The sequence below is a fragment of the Desulforhopalus glucosivorans genome (genome assembly GCF_054397165.1).
Genome location: NZ_AP044854.1, coordinates 1,413,941 through 1,433,640, shown reverse-complemented (window position 1 = coordinate 1,433,640; position 19,700 = coordinate 1,413,941). Strand labels below are relative to the sequence as shown.

Here is a 19,700-nt window from a genome sequence, read left to right as displayed (position 1 = left end):
TTAATACAAGAACTTCGAACTGTCCATAAACAGTTCTAATCACATGACTATACGCACCCATAACACCCTTACAGGCAAAAAAGAAGAACTAAAAACAATTGAACCTGGCCACGTCAAACTCTATGTTTGTGGTATCACTTCTTACGATTACTGCCACATTGGCCACGCAAGATCATCTCTTGCCTTTGATATGATCGTTAAATATTTGAAATATCGCGATTACAAAGTCACATTTGTACGTAATTTTACTGATATTGATGATAAAATCATAGCACGAGCACAGGAGCAAAACACCAGTTCAGAAGAATTAGCCAACCGGTTTATCCAAGAATTTTACACAGACATGGATAAGCTTGGTATAGATCGACCTGATATAGAGCCCAAGGCCACCGAACATATTACCGAGATGGTTGAGATGATTGATCAACTTATTTCACAAGGGAAGGCATATGAATCTGGTGGGGATGTCTATTATATAGTTGATAGTTTTCCTGAGTACGGAAAACTTTCTAAACGTAACATTGATGACATGAAGGCTGGCGCACGAATTTCTGTTAATGAGCAGAAAAAGCATCCAATGGATTTTGTACTCTGGAAGGCTTCCAAACCAGGTGAACCCAAATGGAAGAGTCCCTGGGGAGACGGTCGCCCTGGTTGGCACATTGAATGTTCTGCAATGAGCAAGAAGTATCTTGGTGAAACTTTTGATATTCATGGAGGTGGTCAGGATCTGATTTTTCCCCACCATGAAAATGAAATTGCCCAGAGTGAGGGAGTAAATTGCAAACCATTTGCAAAGAGTTGGATACACCATGGCTTTGTAACTATCCGGGATGAAAAGATGTCTAAGTCCTTGGGTAATTTCCTCACTATCCGCGATATTCTAGACAACTATCATCCAGAGGTACTACGATTCTTCATATTTTCCACACATTATCGTAACCCTCTTGATTTTTCAGAAGCCGCCATGCAAGATGCCACTACTGGACTTGCGAGACTCTATGAATGTGTCGCAGCTGTGGACGCACTCACCCTGGTATCAACTGTGACTGATGGAGCATCAGAATTTTCTCAGGACGATCTCTCAAAACTCAATTCCCTTGAAGATAGATTCCAGCAGGCGATGGATAACGACTTCAATACAGCCCAGGCTCAGGGAGTCTTTTTTGATACGATTAAAACTATTAATAAGGTGAGGGCCAAACTTTCAAATAGTCCCCTAGATAGTGATGTGAACACCCTCAAAACAGCCACCGCCGCGCTCAAAAAACTTGCGGCGATCATGGGGCTTTTAAAAGAAGATGCATCTACCTATCTCAACGACAAAAAGCAGGAAATGCTTTCAGGTTGTGATATAGATAGCTCAACAATAGAGGCCTTGATTGTCGAGCGTAAGCAGTGTCGAGTTGATAAAAACTGGTCTCGCAGTGATGAGATCAGAGATGAGCTATTGGCAAAGAATATTGAGCTAAAAGATGGTCCTGAAGGAACGACATGGGTTGTCAAATCCAGCTGACCCAGGTAATAAACAGGGAAACGAGTCGGAGGAAATCAAACATTGAGACCTACGCGAGAGCCAGTTGTTGCGGGCAGGTTCTATCCTGCAGATAAAAGAGAATTACTTACCACCGTAGAACGCTATATGGAGGAGGTTGTCCCCCAACCTCCTCTTAAAGCTATCGCCGTCATTGCGCCCCACGCAGGATATGTGTATTCGGGTCAACTCGCTGCTAAAACACTACATTCCGTTGTCATTCCAAAAACTGTGTTGCTTATTGGTCCTAACCATACAGGACAAGGGGCTCAAGCCTCCCTTTCCGCGCGGGACTGGAGTACTCCTTTTGGCCATGTGAAAAGTAATCAAAAACTTACTGATCACATACTATCAAACAGTACATCGGTCATCGTGGACGACAATGCCCACATGTCTGAACATAGCCTGGAAGTACAGCTACCATTTCTACAATATCTGCAGCCACAACTCTCCATTACACCACTCACTCTTAAGAGCATGTCCTATGAACAGTGCGAGGGACTTGCAAAATCTCTTTTTCAAGGCATCAAAGAGTATTGTGAACCAGTTCTCATCGTTGCCTCAACTGACATGAGCCACTACGAACCACGCGCGAAATCAGAAGTAAAAGACGCAATGGCACTTGCTGCGATAAAGGAATTAGATCCATTACAACTCTACACCACTGTCCAGACGAACAACATTTCCATGTGTGGTGTTATTCCTGTCGTCATCACACTTCTCGTCAGTCAAAAACTGGGCGCTGACAGCGTTCGCATGGCAGGCTATATGGACTCAGGGGCTGTTTCGGGTGATCTAAAACAAGTCGTTGGATATGCAGGTGTTATCATAGAATAAAATATTCTTGACACGTCTCTAGTTTTTCATTATAAAGTGGCTCGTCAGATGCTGGGAGATGGTCTAATGGCAAGACAGCGGACTCTGACTCCGCTTATCAAGGTTCGAATCCTTGTCTCCCAGCCACCAACCTTTACTGCACAATTGATTATAGTGCCTTAGCCTTACTATCTTCCCCGGTAAACCAGTCACTCTGCTCAGAACCTTTGAGAAGAGAAACACTAACAAACCAGTACTTCTTAAATTATTAAACGCTTGCGACAGTTATTCCGATGGGAGCAATATACACTCAAGCTAACGACGATTAGTGAGTATCTTTACTCTTTCAGCTCTATCAGCCTTGTCTTTTTCCAGCTCAACTAGTTCTCTAGCGTAACGCCTATCTTCCTGTACTCTTAATCCAAACCACCAAAAAAATGCTGTTAATGTGAGTACCATTAATATAATTGTATCTGTATCCATATCCTTCTCTTCGCTTCGTGTTTAAGACCTCTTGTTATAGAGGGGTAATCATTGATACGCTGTAGTACACCATCTTATTACACAAAGACAACTGCAAAATATGAACCAATATAAGCAAGACATCAATTTCAGGAACTTAGCTCTTATCAGTAATATTTATACTTAACGAAATTACATTATTGAATACTCTATTACACAACTTTCCTGAAAACCTTACAAATTTGCAGGCTATAAAAACTGTACCAACCGTATCCTGTTCGTTGTATATGCTCTGATTTACAATATTCTTTCAAAATTCAATATCAAAGCCCCAGGAAACAATGCTCCCTTCACTTCCAATCACAAGCACCATTAAACAACTTAAGAGTGCGCTTTCATCAGGAGCTACAGTTCTCAGTGCACCACCAGGATCTGGAAAAACAACTATTGTTCCTCTTGCACTACTTGATGAACCATGGCTTAGGGGAAAAAAAATTATAATCCTGCAACCAAGACGAATAGCAGCACGGGCAGCGTGCTTTCGAATGGCAGGCTTACTTGGCGAAAAAGCTGGCGCCACAGTTGGGTATCATATTCGTCATGATAGAGTCTGCTCTAAACATACAAGGATTGAGGTAGTAACCGAAGGCATCCTTACAAGACGAATACAAAACGACCCTGATCTCTCAGATGTCGGCCTTATCATTTTCGATGAATTCCATGAAAGATCAATCCATGCTGATCTGGCGCTTGCACTATGCCTCGATCTCTGTCAGATCAACGATCAGATCCGGCTTCTTATAATGTCGGCGACACTTGACGTTGCCCCTATCGCGTCACTCCTCGGGCAAGTGCCGATCATAGAGGGGACAGGAAAATGCTATGATGTTCAAGTTGATTATCTCGAAAATTCTCCTAGCAGGTCCGTTGCTGCAACCGCAGCCGCTGGTGTACTCAAGGTTATAATCGAGAAAACTGGAGATATCCTCGTATTTTTGCCAGGCGTAGGAGATATAGTCGCAACTGAAAAATACCTTAACGGAATCCCTGAGTGCGCCAATCTAAAGATACAATCACTTTATGGAAATCTCTCCCAGCGCCAACAGGATATCATCCTATACCCTGAAAACTTTGATACACGCCGGATTGTCCTTGCAACAGCTATCGCAGAAACGAGCCTTACCATTGAAGGTATAGTCAATGTAATTGATAGTGGCTGGACCAAGCGACCACAATATAATCCAGCAAATGGGCTCACTACCTTAACAACCACCAGAGTTTCTAAAGCAAGCGCAGACCAGAGATCCGGTCGTGCCGGCAGGCTTGGCCCTGGTTACTGCCTACGCCTTTGGGATAAGACAACACACCATAGTTTACCAGCGTACCACCCTCCTGAGATACTACAATCCGACTTGTCAAATCTTGTTCTTGAGATTTTGCTTTGGGGGGCAACGAGCCCTGATGAACTTGTATGGCTTGATCCTCCCCGTGAATCCAATTACCAAAAAGCTCTTTCATTGCTACAAAGCCTTGATGCAGTGAACGGGAACAGAGGATTGACAAAAACAGGTCGAGCGATGGTGGGCTACCCAATGCACCCAAGACTTGGCCGCCTTATGGAAAGGGCTTCCGCGAACAACCAAACCAACTTAGGTGCCGATATTTGCGCCCTACTTTCAGAAAAAGATATAATTGATTATCGAACTAAAACTACGGCTGAGCTTTCTTTACGACTTGATTTATTGAAAATATTTCGAGCACAAAATTCAAAGCAATCAAAACAAAGACTACAACAATCCTGCAAGATTGATCTTTGCAGACGTGTAGACCAAACCTCGAAATCATTTTTAAAAATTAAAAAAACGACCAGTGTGCTGAGTAATCAACTGTCTGTCGCCTCCCTGCTCCTCTTTGCCTATCCCGATAGACTCGCTCAACGCATACCGGAACAGTTTACCCGATTTAAACTTGTTAGCGGAAGAGTTGCGCACCTCCCCCCTGGTGATCCCTTAACCCACAGTGAGTTTATTGTGATCGCAAGCATTGACGGAGGAGAGAAAGAGGGGCGTATTTTTCTTGCTGAGCCTATTGAACTCTCAACTATTGTCGAAGATCACCAAAACCTCATTACAGTACATGAGCGTGTATACTGGAACGATGGAAAAGGAAAAGTAATAGCTTCTAAAACACTTAATGTAGGATGTATACCATTAAAAGAATCTATGTTACAGGATGTTGACCAGGACGACATTTTAAGGGCTGTAAAAAAGGGCATACAGATGAGAGGAATCAACTCACTGCTATCCTCTCCCAAAGTTCTGCAATTGCTGTCCAGGATTACATTCTTACAAAATTTTCAGCCTCAAATTACGCTTCCTGATTTCAGCATCACATCCTTAGAAAATAACCTTGATTGGCTGGAACCTTACTTGACCGGAATCACGCACATTAACCAGCTACAAAAACTAAATTTTTATGAAATACTCCTGGCGCGCCTTGACTATAACAGTCAACAACAATTAGATATAAATGCCCCTTTATTTTATACAGTCCCCACTGGTTCAAAAATACGTATTCAATATAACAATGATGATTCACCTGTTTTAGCTGTAAAAATTCAGGAACTGTTTGGTCTTGTAGAGACGCCTTCAATATGTGGTGGCATGGTCCCACTTCTTCTGCACCTGCTCTCCCCTGCCCAGCGACCAATTCAGATAACCAACGACCTTAAAGGTTTTTGGGAAAATAGTTACCATGATGTAAAAAAAGATCTTAAGGGCAGGTATCCAAAACATTTTTGGCCAGATGATCCCGCGGCTGCGGATGCTACCAAATATACAAAGAAAAGAACGAAGAAAATCAAATGAGAAATATCGCTTTTGGCTACTCAACACGATGTAACATACAGTGTGACCACTGTGTTGCCGCAGGAGAGTCACCATCCTCCACAAAAATGGATCTAGACCAGGCAAAAGATGTAATAAACAAGCTTGCAAGGGCAAATGTCACCGGTATAAGCTTTACAGCTGGAGAACCTACTATTTATTTTCCAGATCTCAATGAACTCCTAGAGCTTTGCAGGTCAAACAACATATACAGCCGCGTTGTCACCAACTCTCTTTGGGCTAAAGATTATGAAACAGCACTCAACAAGGTGTCTATTCTTAAAAAATCAGGTCTTAGGCAAATGCGTTTGAGTTACAGCCGTTGGCACCAGGCACATATACCGAAGCGAAATATCATCAATGCAGTTCTTGCCTGCGTAACTTGCGGCATTGATTACTTCATTTCATTTGTCACAGATTTTTCAAGTCAAGACGAAGCGTACGAAGAATACCTCAAGGCCAATAGCCTCAAATACTTTCCGGAACCTTTAATTTACTCGGGCCGAGCCAAAAGATATCTAAAAGATCCTATCTCAACAGATTACCATGATAACAGATGTGGTATGAACTGTTACCTCGCCCCTGATTTCAACATGTATGCTTGCTGCGACGCCGGCAGTCAATTCACCAATACTAATGCCTTTTACTTAGGAAATTTACGACACAGTTCTGCTGAATCTCTCTTTGAAAAATATGATCAAAACCCGCTGTATCAATGCATAAAAAACATTGGCCTTTCCACTATTGCATCGTACTCAGGAATGCTCTCAAAGGAAATTGTTGGTTACAGAAAATGTGAGTTATGCGAAAAACTATTCAACTCAGAAGAAAATTATATGACTCTTCAAAAAAATATACATAATCTATGTCAATATCATCGGTAACTCACCCCTTCTCTAGTTCTATATATTAGAGCGTTACCATGACATGAGTATGGAAATATTATTACTTTTAGCGTAGCACATCCTACATAAGGTGTTCTAAGAGAAATAGACATACAATATCTTGGCACTTGTCTTAACTTCTTGATATAAAAACAAACTGGGGATTTATTGTTTTATATTACAACGCATAGAGAGTAAACTAGTAGGCTGCAAGGATGGCTTAATAGGTTATTCTTCGTCCCATCACCTCCGTTGCAACAACGACGAATTGGCCTTCTTCAAGCAACGGGGGTGAACTCAACATCAACGTACAGGCATGCAATGAACACTTCTCACAAGTCATTAACACAACATGGCAGGACACAAGCCGTCACTGATGAAGCTATTTTGAAAATCAGTAAAGAAATAGTTGTTAAATTTATTGAAATGGGCAAAATTACGCCCGCTGGATTTGAACTCAACTTTCAAAACATTTACTCAACGATAGAAAAAACTGTACGAAATAAATAAACAATGATGAATCTCGCCCCGCATTTAAATTACGCGCCAGAAAAAACAGAACATATTCATATCATGGGAATTTGCGGGACTGGGATGGCCGCTCTTGCGGGCATGTTAAAGGATTCCGGCTACACAATCACAGGCAGTGACAGTCAGGTATACCCTCCCATGTCACATTTTCTTGATAAACTCCAAATTCCTGTAAATAACGGCTATGGTGCAGAAAACCTCACACCTGCCCCGGACTTGGTTATCGTAGGTAATGTAATTACCAGGAAAAACCCCGAGGCTATCGCCTTATCAGGACTCGATATCCCCTATCTGTCATTTCCCCAGGCATTGTCACACTTCTTTATTGAGACCAGATCGTCACTGGTTATTGCCGGTACCCATGGGAAGACAACAACCTGTTCTCTCCTTGCATCCTCACTCTTTCATGCCAAACTTGACCCAACGTTTATGATTGGTGGCATAGTCAAGGAGTTTGGGACCAACTTTCGCCTTGGTAAGGGGAATTTTTTTGTCGCAGAAGGTGATGAGTACGACACCGCTTTTTTCGATAAGGAGTCCAAGTTCCTCCACTATCGTCCACAAATTGCGGTCATCACATCCATTGAATTTGATCATGCTGATATTTTTGCCGATCTTGATGCCATCAAACGAGCATTTTTAAAATTTGTTGCCCTGATTCCTGAAGACGGCTATCTCATTGCAAATTTTGACGATCCAAATGTCGTCGAAATAATTAAAGATGCCAGGTGCACTGTCCTGAGCTACGGACATAAAAAAGAATATAACTGGGCTCTTGGAACAATGAAGACTGTCGATGGCAAAACTGATATCGAAATTTTTAAAGACGGTGCTCCCTGGGGTTCCATCACAGTTGCCATGACAGGAGTACACAATTGCCTCAACACCCTAGCTGTAACTGCAGTAATGGATACGGTTGGATGCGTAAGGGAGCAAATCAATATTGGTCTTACGAAATTTCAAGGAGTCAAACGGCGACAGGAAGTGAGAGGAACCTGTAAAGGCATTACTGTTATTGACGACTTTGCTCACCACCCGACCGCTGTAAAAGAGACTCTTGCCGCCCTAAAAATGGGTTATCCGGGCAGAAGGCTGGTAGCTGTTTTTGAGCCGCGGACCAACTCTTCGAGGCGAACAATCTTTCAAAAAGATTACATAAAGGCGTTTGAATCGGCAGACCTTGCCCTTATTCGTGAACCAATCCCCATCAAAGACTGTGAATACGATCTGTTCAGCTCAAATCAACTCGCATCAGACATTCATAATCAATTTCATATAGATGCGTCAGCATTTGAAAATACCGATGACATTTTAAAAGAACTCAATGCTGTTCTTAAGTCGGGGGATGTTGTAGCAATACTCTCAAACGGTGGTTTTGATAACATCCACGACCGGCTCCTCAATCAACTCGAGGAATTGTAGAAGCAGAAGCCTATTTCAACACATATTCGAGATGCTTATGAAGTGAATCTATCTTTGCTCTATAGTCCAGCGTATTATCGCCGGCTTTTCCTGATAGTTCTATATCGTGGGCTATTTGAGCACAGTCTGCCAGCCCCAGGTTAAGAAAGGCACCCTTAATCGTATGGCCGGCCTTACCAAGTTGCATGAGATCATCTCCAACATAGGCCTCCTCAAGGGTGTCCATATGGGAGCTAAGGGTTGAGAGAAAACTCGGCATCATAGATTCAATCTGCTCAACGGGCAGATTAAATTGCTGTAACAAGTGTTTTTTAATGTCTTCTGCACCCAGCATCGTATCTCTATGTATCATGTTTTATTCATATGTGCTTCTTAGCCATTAACCACGTTTCACACTATATCTCATCGTACCTATAACCCGAAATGATATCGCCTAAGAAACTGTGAGTCAATTCAAATTATGATACCTCCCTTAAGCAAAAAATCCTATTCTTTTCAAAAGAATATCCAGGCATCAATCAAAAGACACCAACTCTTACATAAAGGTGATGGTGTTATTGTGGGTGTTTCAGGAGGTGCTGATTCAACCGCCCTGCTCTTGATTTTATCTTCGCTTTCTTTGGATCTACAACTTACAGCTGTCTATATCGACCATGGTCTTCGCCCAAAAGAGAGCCCTGAAGAAATCAAAAAAGTCACAGCCCTCTGCAAGATCCTTGAAATAGAATGTATTACAAAAGCTGTTGATGTTTCATCACTTGCAACAAAAGAGGGTCGTTCAACAGAAGATGCAGCGAGGTTATTACGCTATCAGGCTCTTGAAGAAATCAGATCTCAAAAGAAGTATTCGAAAATTGCGGTTGGCCACCATGGAGATGATCAGGTTGAGGAGTTTTTTATACGCCTCCTAAGAGGAACTGGGGCTACAGGTCTTTCCGGCATGCGTCCCCGCTATAAGAATATCATTCGCCCGCTTCTCTTTGAATCAAAAGAAAATATCGAACAGTATCTCATAGAACGTGGAGTCGAATGGTCAACAGATTCCTCTAATTTAAGCAATCACTTTCTCCGCAATCGTGTCCGACTTGACCTCCTTCCTGAATTAGAAAAAAGTTATAATCCGAACCTTCGTAGAGCTGTGTTACATACTATGGACATACTACAGGAGGAAGATAACCTTATACAGGAGATCAGTGAAGAAAAGTACGACTCATGTGTTTTGGAAGAACAACAAAACGACCTCGATGAGACAACTGCTAGCATATCCTTGCATATTCAGCAATTCTTAGCCAACCACCTGGCTATTCAACGAAGGATCGTTGATAAGATCTGCTGGAAAATGCAATCACGCCCGTCCTACACCACACATAGTGATATCCAGTCCCTTGCAAAAGCAACTGAGAACAGCAAGGAGCTTCACCTGACAAATGGTCTCAGGGTTATTAAAACTGGCTCAGTCCTGCTGTTCATCCGTCCCCTTCTTCCCGTTGACAACAGGGGGAGTGGAAAGGCACCTGAACCCTTTACAATAACTGTTACTCAACCAGGTTTATATAAGATCCCTGGCACAAAATATTGCATTACCCTAAGCCGTGAGGAGCTTACTGAGCAGAGGGCGATTAATGACTCAACGCTTCAAGTGGACATGGATACAGTTAGTTTTCCAATGGTCATCCGAGGAGTCAGGCCAGGCGAGCGATTTGCACCAAGTAGTGGAATGAGTAAAAAAATATCAAGGTATTACAACGAAATACAACTCGACAAACGTAGGCGTTCCTCCTGGCCTATACTCGTTTGTCAACATTCAGTTGTCGCAATCATAGGAAAAATCATAGATCATCGATATAGAGTAAGTGCTGAAACCAAGCGTGTACTGAATATATCAATGTAATTCTCCGCGATTACATCATTCTCAGGCAGTTTTTTTCCGTAATATTCTCTTATCGCCAATGCGCATGGTGATTTTTTCCCGATCCAAATATTCTAGAATCGGAATTGAAAATTTCCTGGTAAGACCGGTCAACTCCTTAAAACCGGGTGCGTCAATTTCGCCATTGGTTTCGATATGTTTTTTCACCGACTCAATGAGCGGCTCTAATATCTCTTTTGAATAGTAGAGGGTTTCGCTGACTTTCAGTATTTTACCATCTCTGATATCAAGGTTAATGACCTCTTTAACGAGCTTTGCAGGATAGTCTACAAACTGCTCCATTGTCTCTTTTAGAGTTGGAGTAGACAGCCCTTTTGTACTAAACCATGCATCTAGATCTTTTCTCAGCTGTTCTTCATCAGCTTTTAAGGCAACTTCATGGTCAGCCATCCGCACCACAGACTCTTCCTGAACAATTATCCCTTTACGAATGAGATCCGCCATGCAGTAATTATAAACTTTCTGGTCAATTTCCCGACCTAAGCTCGTACGAAGTTCTTCCTTTGCAAGCCCTGGAAGTAATGGATTATTCCTATGATATTGAGTGAGGTAATCAACAAACAGGCTTTTGATATTTTCGGCTATTTCAACGACCACATATCGTTGACTTGCCGAGTCAACAACTACCATTTTCTTAGCAGAAATAGGATCCTGCAATGCTTTCTTAAGGTGCTTTCCAAAAAGCCCAAGACGGATTCCAAGCTCATCTGCCGTAAGACCCAGTTCACGACTTTCTTTAAGGAAAAACAGGATTTTGTCTTCAACAGTACCATCACGTAATATTGAATACATTTCCCTGTTATAGTCGCGATCTGCATCCAGTAGCCGTTTTCTCTTTCGAGGTGATACATTTCCAAGCACGGCTCCACCACCTATTGTTGCAACGGGGGAATAACTTCGTATCACATATCTATCCCCAGGCCATACCACAGCCTTCTCTTCAAGTAAAACCTGAACAGCAGCCTCATCACCCGGTTGTAATTCGTCTCGGTCCAGAAGAGATATTCTACCTATGATCTCAGCCGTTCCAAGATGCACTCGTACGCGCGCTCTATGCTTTAGAGGTTTTGCATTTAAGCCAAGATAGAAGAACTGGCAATCAAGCATGAAGTTTTCCTGTAAGGTATTAACCGGTGCCAGTACCATACCTCTGTTAATTTCACTCTTAGACACACCTTGCAGGTTAATCGCAGTTCTATGACCCGCCTCTACTTCATCTACCGCTGAAGAATGTACTTGAATGCCTCTAATCTTTGCGACTCTATCTGTGGGGTAAATCTGTAATTCATCACCAACAGAGGTACGTCCCGAAATAGAAGTCCCAGTCACCACTGCACCAAAACCCTTGATTGCAAAAATACGATCCACAGCAAGACGAAAAGGACCAAACACCTCATGAAAATTATGCTTGCGGACAATATTATCTATCTCAGCTCGTACCTCTTCAACCCCTTCCCCTGTAGTGGAGGAAACGTTGATGAGTGGTGCATCCTCAAGAAAAGATCCTTCGCAAAACTCACGGATTTCTTCATTTACCATCTCAAGCCACTCAGGATCAACGAGGTCCTTTTTGGTGACTACAATAATTCCCTGTTCCACTCCCATGAGTCGGCATATCTCGAAATGCTCTATGGTTTGTGGCATTATTCCTTCATCGGCTGCAACAATGAAGGCCAGAATATCAATACCTGAGACACCGGATACCATGGTTTTAACAAACTTCTCATGTCCAGGAACGTCTACAATTCCAATCCTGTGACCACAGGCAAGATCAAGATAGGCAAAACCGAGTTCAATGGTAATCCCTCTTTTCTGCTCTTCTTTTAACCGATCTGTTTCAAATCCGGTTAGCGCACGGATGAAACTTGTTTTACCATGATCTACATGTCCGGCTGTACCTAAAACTATCTCACGCATAGGTTTAATAAATGGTTGTGGATTGACTGGAAAAAGAACCTGAGCCCGATAAACGGGATAAGTACCCTGGAAGTAATTTTAAGTTCGTAATATTAAATGGTTCTCCAGTTTTCTGGGAGTCTACGCTACCTGTTCTTCTGACAGTTTTTCTGGAGTAGACACTAAGATCGTTCGACAGTTTTATCGTACGACCTTGATCAATTCTAGTTTAAAAAAAATTATAAAAACGGATTTGATGCGGCCTCATTACCGATGGTAGACTTACTGCCACCATAGCCGTGACCGGGCCAAACCACTGTTTCAGGAGGAAGAGTCAACAGTTCGGTCCGAATAGATTCGAGCAGTTCCTGATGTGAACCACCTGGGAAATCTGTGCGCCCTAAACCACCGACAAAGAGAGTATCCCCTGTTATAAGATGGGGGGCAGAGTAGAGACATATTCCACCCGGGGTATGCCCTGGAGTATGAATAACCTTAAATGAAAGATTACCAATCTTAATATCATCACCGCCACTGACGATTGTATCTACAGGAGGTGACGGTTCCAGACCAAGCATTGAAAAGTATTGCTTGACCTCATCCTTTTCGAAGAAATCTACATCGGCAGTATGCATAATAATTTTTGCACCTGTTGCCTCTTGCAGCTTCCTGTTTCCACAAACGTGATCGGGGTGACCATGGGTTGCAATAATATATTCTACGGTAAGACCTTGTTTATCAATCTCACCTAAAAGGAGTTCTTCATCTCCTCCGGGGTCAACGATAGCAGCCTTTTTAGTCTCTTCACAACCAATGATATAACTACAAACCGCCATTGATCCAACGACAAATTGATCTAATATCATACCTGCACGCTCTATTAATTATATCTTAAAGGCACTAAAGAGTAGAATCCCCCTTAGTGCCTTTAACATTATTTTCGTTAAAAAATAATCTGCCCGAAACATGTATCGAGACCCTCAAGTCATTTAAAACGATAATCCTTTTAAAGAACAATGGACCAAGATACAAATGCATATTCGCCTACTCAGCAATTAACCGCAAGAACCGCCACAACCACAGCTGGTTTCTTTAGGCGCCATATTAAGGCTTACCGGCGCAGCAACAGGAGGCAGTCTTGTTTCAATGGCTTTCACAACTTCACTAAAAGCTGCTACTGCCGGGCTGTCTGCATCAGAGGATAAATATGGTTTCCCATCATCACCTGCCATAACCACTTTTGGATCCATTGGTATTTTACCAAGAAATGGAAGATCAAGTTCACGGGAGAGCTCTTCCCCACCACCAGATTTGAAGATATCTACAGTAGTGTTGCAACTAGGACAAACAAAACCTGACATATTTTCCACAACTCCTGCAATCTCAACTTTAACAGTTTTACAGAAGTTAATGGATTTTCTAACGTCAGCAAGGGCAACCTTTTGAGGAGTTGTGACCACAACAGCTTTTACATTAGGGATTGTCTGGGCTACAGATAGAGGTTCATCACCTGTACCTGGAGGAGCATCAATAATGAGATAATCAAGCTCACCCCAATCCATATCGGAAACAAATTGTCTAATTGCTTGAATTTTAAGAGGTCCACGCCAGATAATGGCTTCATCACGGTCCCTCATCATGTATTCAAGAGAAACAACTTTCAGGTTATCATTATATTTTAGCGGTGGCACAAGACCATCCGGAGTGGAAGGAGGCTCAATGGTACCCTTAAGATCTAACATACGCACTACATCGGGCCCATGGATATCAACGTCCATTAACCCAACCTGAAAACCTGCATTGGCAAGACCTAAAGCAAGGTTAACAGAAACAGTGGATTTACCTACCCCACCCTTTCCACTCATAACCAGGATTTTGTTTTTAATTTTGCCCAGTGATGTATTAATTGCAAGTTCCTGTTGTGCAGCAGCCGCCTGTTGTGACTCTGGTGTACCACAGGATCCTCCACAAGATGATCCACTCATGTTCAAATCCTCCAAAATTTAAAAATACGCTCTATTTATATTGAAAGCCCCAGAGGACACCTCTGAAAATGCATCCAATTTTTAACAATCTCTACAGTAATGCTGTTAAGTTGAAAAGCAAACACATTAATAGCGCGCTAAAAAGCAGAGTACAACCAAAATAATTTAATGCAAATTATTGAAAATCAAAGTATTGGACTTACTGTTATAAGGTTTATTAAAACAGATATAATACATATACAAATCCCACGCTCATCCTGTTAAATTATAGTAAATTTCACCATGGACATAAAATGCTAGGTTGGTTTAAGAAAAAATTCGGTAAAAAAGAAGAAGCCCCCACACCTGAAGTGGTCGTAGAAAACAGTCAGGAAGAGGAGCTACAAGTCCATGACGAGGCTACAGCAGAGCCACCAATACCTGCCCAAGCTGTTCCCACACCGGCACCAGCTCCTGAAACACCAGCCACAGAGGCAGCAGTAGAGCCAACCAGCCCCACTTCAGAAGAAATCCCTACTAAACCAGAAACGATAGCAGAAAAAGACAACCAGCAAAAACCACCTGAAGTTAATACTAAAGAATCAATTGCTGAACCAATTACTGAACCTACCCCTATCCAGAAACCTGAAATTGTCGCTGGAGCGACCCCAACCAAGTCGCCCAAAAAGCCGGTGGCAGAAATCAGTTCCGACAACACCTCCACCTCAAAAATAGAGACCAAAAAGGACTCCCTATTTTCCAGGCTTTCAAACCGTCTAGGTAAGACTAAAGAGTCTTTCACCTATCAGCTGGACGCTCTTTTTCTTGGGAAAAAAGAAATTGACACCGATCTTCTGGACTCCCTTGAAGAGATACTCATCACAGCAGATCTTGGGGTTGAAACTGCCGAGGAACTTGTGAGTTATGCAAGAAAAAAGGTTAAACGAAAAGAACTTTCCGATCCAAACGCTCTAAAAGATATTATTAAAGAGCAGATAAGAAAGTACATCGTCGCAAGTGAAACAGATGCGACTCTCGTTATGCCTGACTCTGGCCCATTTGTCATTATGGTAATTGGGGTAAACGGAGTTGGGAAAACCACAACCATAGGCAAGGTTGCCAATAAATTTAAACAATCAGGCAACTCAGTCATGTTAATAGCAGCAGACACCTTCCGTGCTGCCGCCGTATCACAGTTGAAAATTTGGGGTGAAAGAAACGATGTACCAGTTATCTCTCAACATGAAGGGGCAGATCCATCATCTGTTGTTTTTGACGGTCTTACAGCAGCACTTGCAAGTGATGTCGATGTTGTCCTTGTGGATACAGCTGGTAGAATGCACACCAAAGATAACCTTATGGAAGAGCTCAAAAAAATCAAGCGTGTTATGGCCAAGAAATTGAAAGGCGCTCCCCATGAAGTTATGCTTGTCATTGATGCTACCACAGGGCAAAATGGAATATCCCAGGCACGCCTCTTTGATGCTGCTGTAGATGTTACGGGCCTTGCTCTAACTAAATTAGATGGCACATCCAAGGGTGGTATTGTTGTAAATATCTGCCATGATATGAAGATCCCAATCCGTTTTATTGGTATTGGTGAACAAATGGACGATCTTCGCGATTTTGATGCCTCTGAATTTGTTGATGCTCTTTTTCAAAGTGAATAGTAATTTCTTTTAACCTTAAATAATTATAAAAAATATTTCCCATGCAATACCAACGACAGCAACAACCGGGCTGCGGCGGATGTCTGCTTATTGTCCTGCTCTTTGTATTCCTGACAGGAGGCGGTTCTGGTCTCATTTCTTTTGTAGGATCCCTTATTTATACAGGTATTATTGGTATTTTGGTCCTCATGGCTATGTTCTGGGGGTTCTCGTACTGGATTAAGAAAAAAGTCGTTGATTACGAACAGTCCCAGACTGAAAGTCACAACAGGTTTGTCTGGCTTCTGGTCAACATCCTTATCCATACTGCAAAAATTGATGGTCAGATTACCAAGGATGAAGTTCAGACAATCCACAGATTCTTTCAAAATAATCTGAGATACAGTCAAACCCAGATGCACTGGGTCAAAGAACTTGTCAAGGAGGCCGCCAATTCCACACAATCCCTTGACACCCTGCTTGCAGAATTCAAATCTACATTTGCCTACGAACCTCGGCTTATTCTTTTAGAGCTCGTCTACCAGGTACTCTACACCAAAACCGATGTGCCAGAAGATGAGCTGGAAATAGCCCGCTATATTGCAAGATATCTCGACATACCTGAATATGATCAGAGAACCGTAGAGGCTAAGTACAGATACGGACAACAATACTCAAGCTCAAGTCCAGGATATGACCAGTCAGCTAAGCACTATGCCACCCTTGGACTGGAAAAAGGTGCATCAGCTGATGATATCAAAAAAGCGTATAGAAAACTAAGTATGCAATATCACCCTGATAAGGTGAGGCATCTCGGCGATGAGTTTAGAGCAATTGCCGAAGAGAAGATGAAAGAAATAAATGCTGCCAATGATTATTTGAAGAAGTTGTAAGTTGTCGTATATAATTAGTACATTACTCCAGAAAAGCTGTCATAAAAAACAGGTAGCGTAGACGCCGAGAAAGCTGGAGAACCTTTTAACATTGCGAACGTTAAATTACCACAAGGTACTCATCCCGTTTGTCGGGGTTAGAACTATACATTACCTTTTCACAACTATTATAGACTCAAGAGGAAATATATGCCCGTTTCAGATAAAATGAGAATGTATGCCGAAAAATCTTCCTGGATTCGCCAGATGTTTGAAGAAGGTGCGAAGATGAAGGCTGAATTTGGCCCTGAGAATGTCTATGATTTTAGCCTTGGCAATCCTGATGCCCCACCACCAAAGGCATATGAGGCTGTAATAAAAGAAATTGTTGAAGATAACAGCCCTGGCGTCCACTCCTATATGCCAAATGGAGGTTACCCCTGGGTCCGTGAAGCTATCGCCCGCAGAATGTCATCAGAACAGGGTATGGTTGTGAATCAAGGTGATATGCTCATGACCTGCGGTGCTGCCGGTGGCCTTAATATTGTGATGAAATCAATTCTCAATCCTGGGGATGAGGTTATCATCCTCGCCCCCTATTTTGTAGAATATGGCTTTTACATTGATAACCATGGTGGTGTAGCTAGGGTTGTGCAAACAGATGATGAGTTTAACCTTGATTTTACTGCCATTCAGGATGCAATTTCTGAAAAGACCAGGGCCATTATCATCAACAGCCCCAACAACCCCTGCGGTCAGATTTACTCTGAAGATGCTCTCAGTCACCTAGGCGAGCTACTTAAAGATTCCGAGAGTAAATATGGTAATGTTATCTTTATGCTTTCTGATGAACCGTATCGAAAAATCACCTTTGACAACCATGAGGTCCCTTCAATTTTCAAGGCGTACTGTAACAGTATCGTCGTCTCATCCTACTCAAAGGACCTGTCGCTCCCGGGAGAGCGTATTGGCTATCTAGCAGTTCATCCTGAGATAAAAGACAAGTCACAACTTCTTGATGCACTGACTCTTGCTAATCGTATTCTCGGCTTTGTTAATGCACCTGCACTGATGCAGCGAGTTGTAGCTGAACTCCAGGATGAAAGTGTAGATATTAGTCTATATGCGCGTCGAAAAGAGATAATGTGTAAGGTTTTAAAAGATGCGGGGATTGAGTTCACGGAACCCAAAGGCGCTTTTTACGTCTTTCCAAAATCTCCAATAGCTGATGACGTTAAGTTTGTGGCGATGCTTCAGGAAGAAAAAATTCTTGCGGTCCCCGGAGTAGGTTTTGGAGCACCAGGGTTTATACGAATTGCCTTCTGCGTTCCAGATGAAATTATTGCAGCTTCAGCTGAGAGCTTTAAGCGGGTTATGGCAAAGGTTGCTACTCTGTAGAAACCTGCTTTTAACTTTTGTTAAACAAAAAAAGGGGATGAGCATATACGCTCATCCCCTTTTTTTCATCCATCTTTTCGCTGGCCGCTTTTATCCTTAAAAATTATCTGGATCGGCACCTTATCAAGTCCTAATCCCTCTCTGAACCTGTTTATCAAATATCTCTCATAGGAAAAATGAACCCCCTTATACGAGTTTGTCATAATAACAAACTTAGGCGGACAGGTCCCAATCTGTGACGTGTAGTAAAATTTCAGTCTCTTATTCTTATAGATTGGTGGCGAATGCTGATCGACGGCGTCTGCGAGTAATCTATTAAGAGCAGAGGTCGGGAAAGTTGCACTATACTGCCTGTAAACGGATCCAATTGTCGGGAACAGTCTCTTTATTCCGTAGCCAGTTAATGCGGAAACATTGAGCAGAGGGGCAAAGCCGACAAACGGTAGTAACCTGGCAACATCGGCAACTACTTCATTCTGTCTCTTTTTATCACCCTCTAAAAGATCCCACTTGTTAATCAGAACGATAAGTCCACGTCCCTGATCCAGTACGTAGCCGATAACCTTAGTGTCCTGTTCAGTAATTCCTTCCTCTGCATCAATAAGAACGACTGCAACATCACACCTGCCCATAGCAGCAAGGGATTTAAGAATACTGAATTTTTCAAGTTTTTCTTTGGTCTTACCCTTTCTTCGAATTCCTGCTGTATCGATGAAAAGGTAGCTGTATTTCCCCTTGGTCACAAGGGTATCGACACTGTCTCTGGTTGTACCGGAAATATCAGAAACCACCATTCGATCTTCGCCAAGAATCATATTAATGATTGATGACTTGCCGACATTTGGCCGTCCAAAAAAAGCGACTTTGACAGTGTCTTCAGGAAGATCGAGGGAGGCATCGCTGTTATCAATGATAGCAGTCAGATCATCCATAAGAGTCCGAAAACCGTAACTATGTTCAGCAGATAACGGCCAAAGAGCCTCAACGCCCAGTTCATAGAATTGAGATACAAGCTCAATTTCTCTTTCCGGACTATCAACCTTATTAACTATATGAAAAACCGGTTTTTTGGTGCGCCTGAGAATTTCAACAACCTCCCAATCCGCAGGGGTAACCCCCTCCTTACCATCCATGAGAAATAGAACGACATCCGCCTCTTCAATGGCAAGAAATGCCTGTTCCCGAATATGGTGAACAAGAGCATCTTCAGGGTTGTCATCTATCCCGCCTGTATCAACGAGAATAAAGCCCTTATCTTCCCATACAACACGATCATAGTGCCGATCCCTTGTCACACCAGGCGTAGGATCCACCAATGCTTTTCTCGATTTGGTTATCCTGTTAAACAGTGTTGATTTACCAACATTTGGCCTTCCTACGAGGGCCACTATCGGTAGATTTTCATTTTCAGACATTTTTTATGTTCCTGGAATAAGAAAGACCAGTATGGTCATGAT

At 42.4% G+C, this 19,700-nt stretch carries 15 protein-coding genes and 1 tRNA gene; 10 read left to right on the top strand and 6 right to left on the bottom strand.

Annotation, left to right across the window (positions count from 1 at the left end):
- Positions 1 to 43: 43 nt before the first annotated feature.
- From cysS to ACX6CI_RS06120, 3 genes are all read left to right on the top strand, one after another.
- Entirely contained in the window at positions 44 to 1,516 is a 1,473-nt protein-coding gene (gene cysS, locus ACX6CI_RS06130) for a cysteine--tRNA ligase (RefSeq protein ID WP_458777279.1), read from the top strand.
- Between the two features lie 42 nt (positions 1,517 to 1,558).
- Entirely contained in the window at positions 1,559 to 2,371 is an 813-nt protein-coding gene (gene amrB, locus ACX6CI_RS06125) for an AmmeMemoRadiSam system protein B (protein ID WP_458777278.1), read from the top strand.
- Positions 2,372 to 2,423: 52 nt separating this feature from the next.
- Positions 2,424 to 2,497, top strand: a tRNA-Gln gene (locus tag ACX6CI_RS06120).
- Positions 2,498 to 2,665: 168 nt separating this feature from the next.
- Here ACX6CI_RS06120 and ACX6CI_RS06115 read toward each other — a convergent pair.
- A complete protein-coding gene (locus ACX6CI_RS06115; protein ID WP_458777277.1) occupies positions 2,666 to 2,833 on the bottom strand; it encodes a hypothetical protein in 168 nt (55 codons plus the stop codon).
- 320 nt (positions 2,834 to 3,153) lie between these two features.
- Between ACX6CI_RS06115 and hrpB the strand changes: the two genes are divergently transcribed.
- From hrpB to mpl, 3 genes are all read left to right on the top strand, one after another.
- Complete coding sequence (hrpB, locus tag ACX6CI_RS06110) at positions 3,154 to 5,679, top strand: ATP-dependent helicase HrpB (RefSeq protein WP_458777276.1); 2,526 nt, start codon at positions 3,154 to 3,156, stop codon at positions 5,677 to 5,679.
- Positions 5,676 to 6,581 carry a radical SAM protein gene (locus ACX6CI_RS06105; protein ID WP_458777275.1) on the top strand — a complete coding sequence of 302 codons (906 nt, stop codon included), beginning with the start codon at positions 5,676 to 5,678 and terminating at the stop codon, positions 6,579 to 6,581. Before hrpB ends, ACX6CI_RS06105 begins: the two co-directional genes overlap by 4 nt.
- Positions 6,582 to 7,094: 513 nt before the next feature.
- Entirely contained in the window at positions 7,095 to 8,534 is a 1,440-nt protein-coding gene (gene mpl, locus ACX6CI_RS06100; RefSeq protein ID WP_458777274.1) for a UDP-N-acetylmuramate:L-alanyl-gamma-D-glutamyl-meso-diaminopimelate ligase, read from the top strand.
- A gap of 10 nt (positions 8,535 to 8,544) precedes the next feature.
- On the opposite strand, the gene ACX6CI_RS06095 is transcribed toward mpl, so the two are convergent.
- The gene (locus ACX6CI_RS06095; protein WP_458777273.1) at positions 8,545 to 8,886 is read right to left on the bottom strand and encodes an Hpt domain-containing protein; all 342 of its coding nucleotides are present in this window, start codon (positions 8,884 to 8,886) and stop codon (positions 8,545 to 8,547) included.
- 108 nt (positions 8,887 to 8,994) lie between these two features.
- On the opposite strand from ACX6CI_RS06095, the gene tilS reads away from it, so the two are divergent.
- Entirely contained in the window at positions 8,995 to 10,425 is a 1,431-nt protein-coding gene (gene tilS / locus ACX6CI_RS06090; RefSeq protein ID WP_458777272.1) for a tRNA lysidine(34) synthetase TilS, read from the top strand.
- 21 nt (positions 10,426 to 10,446) lie between these two features.
- On the opposite strand, the gene selB is transcribed toward tilS, so the two are convergent.
- The 3 genes from selB to ACX6CI_RS06075 form a co-directional block, all read right to left on the bottom strand.
- Positions 10,447 to 12,381: a selenocysteine-specific translation elongation factor gene (gene selB, locus ACX6CI_RS06085; protein ID WP_458777271.1), complete on the bottom strand. Its 1,935-nt coding sequence runs from the start codon at positions 12,379 to 12,381 to the stop codon at positions 10,447 to 10,449.
- Between the two features lie 218 nt (positions 12,382 to 12,599).
- Complete coding sequence (locus ACX6CI_RS06080) at positions 12,600 to 13,226, bottom strand: MBL fold metallo-hydrolase (protein WP_458777270.1); 627 nt, start codon at positions 13,224 to 13,226, stop codon at positions 12,600 to 12,602.
- A 189-nt stretch (positions 13,227 to 13,415) separates the two neighbouring features.
- Complete coding sequence (locus ACX6CI_RS06075) at positions 13,416 to 14,345, bottom strand: P-loop NTPase (protein ID WP_458777269.1); 930 nt, start codon at positions 14,343 to 14,345, stop codon at positions 13,416 to 13,418.
- A 293-nt stretch (positions 14,346 to 14,638) separates the two neighbouring features.
- Here ACX6CI_RS06075 and ftsY point away from each other — a divergent pair, with 293 nt between their 5' ends.
- From ftsY to ACX6CI_RS06060, 3 genes are all read left to right on the top strand, one after another.
- Entirely contained in the window at positions 14,639 to 15,994 is a 1,356-nt protein-coding gene (ftsY, locus tag ACX6CI_RS06070) for a signal recognition particle-docking protein FtsY (protein ID WP_458777268.1), read from the top strand.
- Positions 15,995 to 16,035: 41 nt separating this feature from the next.
- A complete protein-coding gene (locus ACX6CI_RS06065; RefSeq protein WP_458777267.1) occupies positions 16,036 to 16,866 on the top strand; it encodes a DnaJ domain-containing protein in 831 nt (276 codons plus the stop codon).
- Positions 16,867 to 17,055: 189 nt separating this feature from the next.
- Positions 17,056 to 18,243 (top strand): pyridoxal phosphate-dependent aminotransferase, encoded by a 1,188-nt coding sequence (locus ACX6CI_RS06060; RefSeq protein ID WP_458777266.1) that lies wholly within the window; start codon positions 17,056 to 17,058, stop codon positions 18,241 to 18,243.
- 65 nt (positions 18,244 to 18,308) lie between these two features.
- Here ACX6CI_RS06060 and der read toward each other — a convergent pair whose 3' ends face one another.
- Entirely contained in the window at positions 18,309 to 19,658 is a 1,350-nt protein-coding gene (gene der, locus ACX6CI_RS06055) for a ribosome biogenesis GTPase Der (RefSeq protein WP_458777265.1), read from the bottom strand.
- Between the last annotated feature and the right edge of the window lie 42 nt (positions 19,659 to 19,700).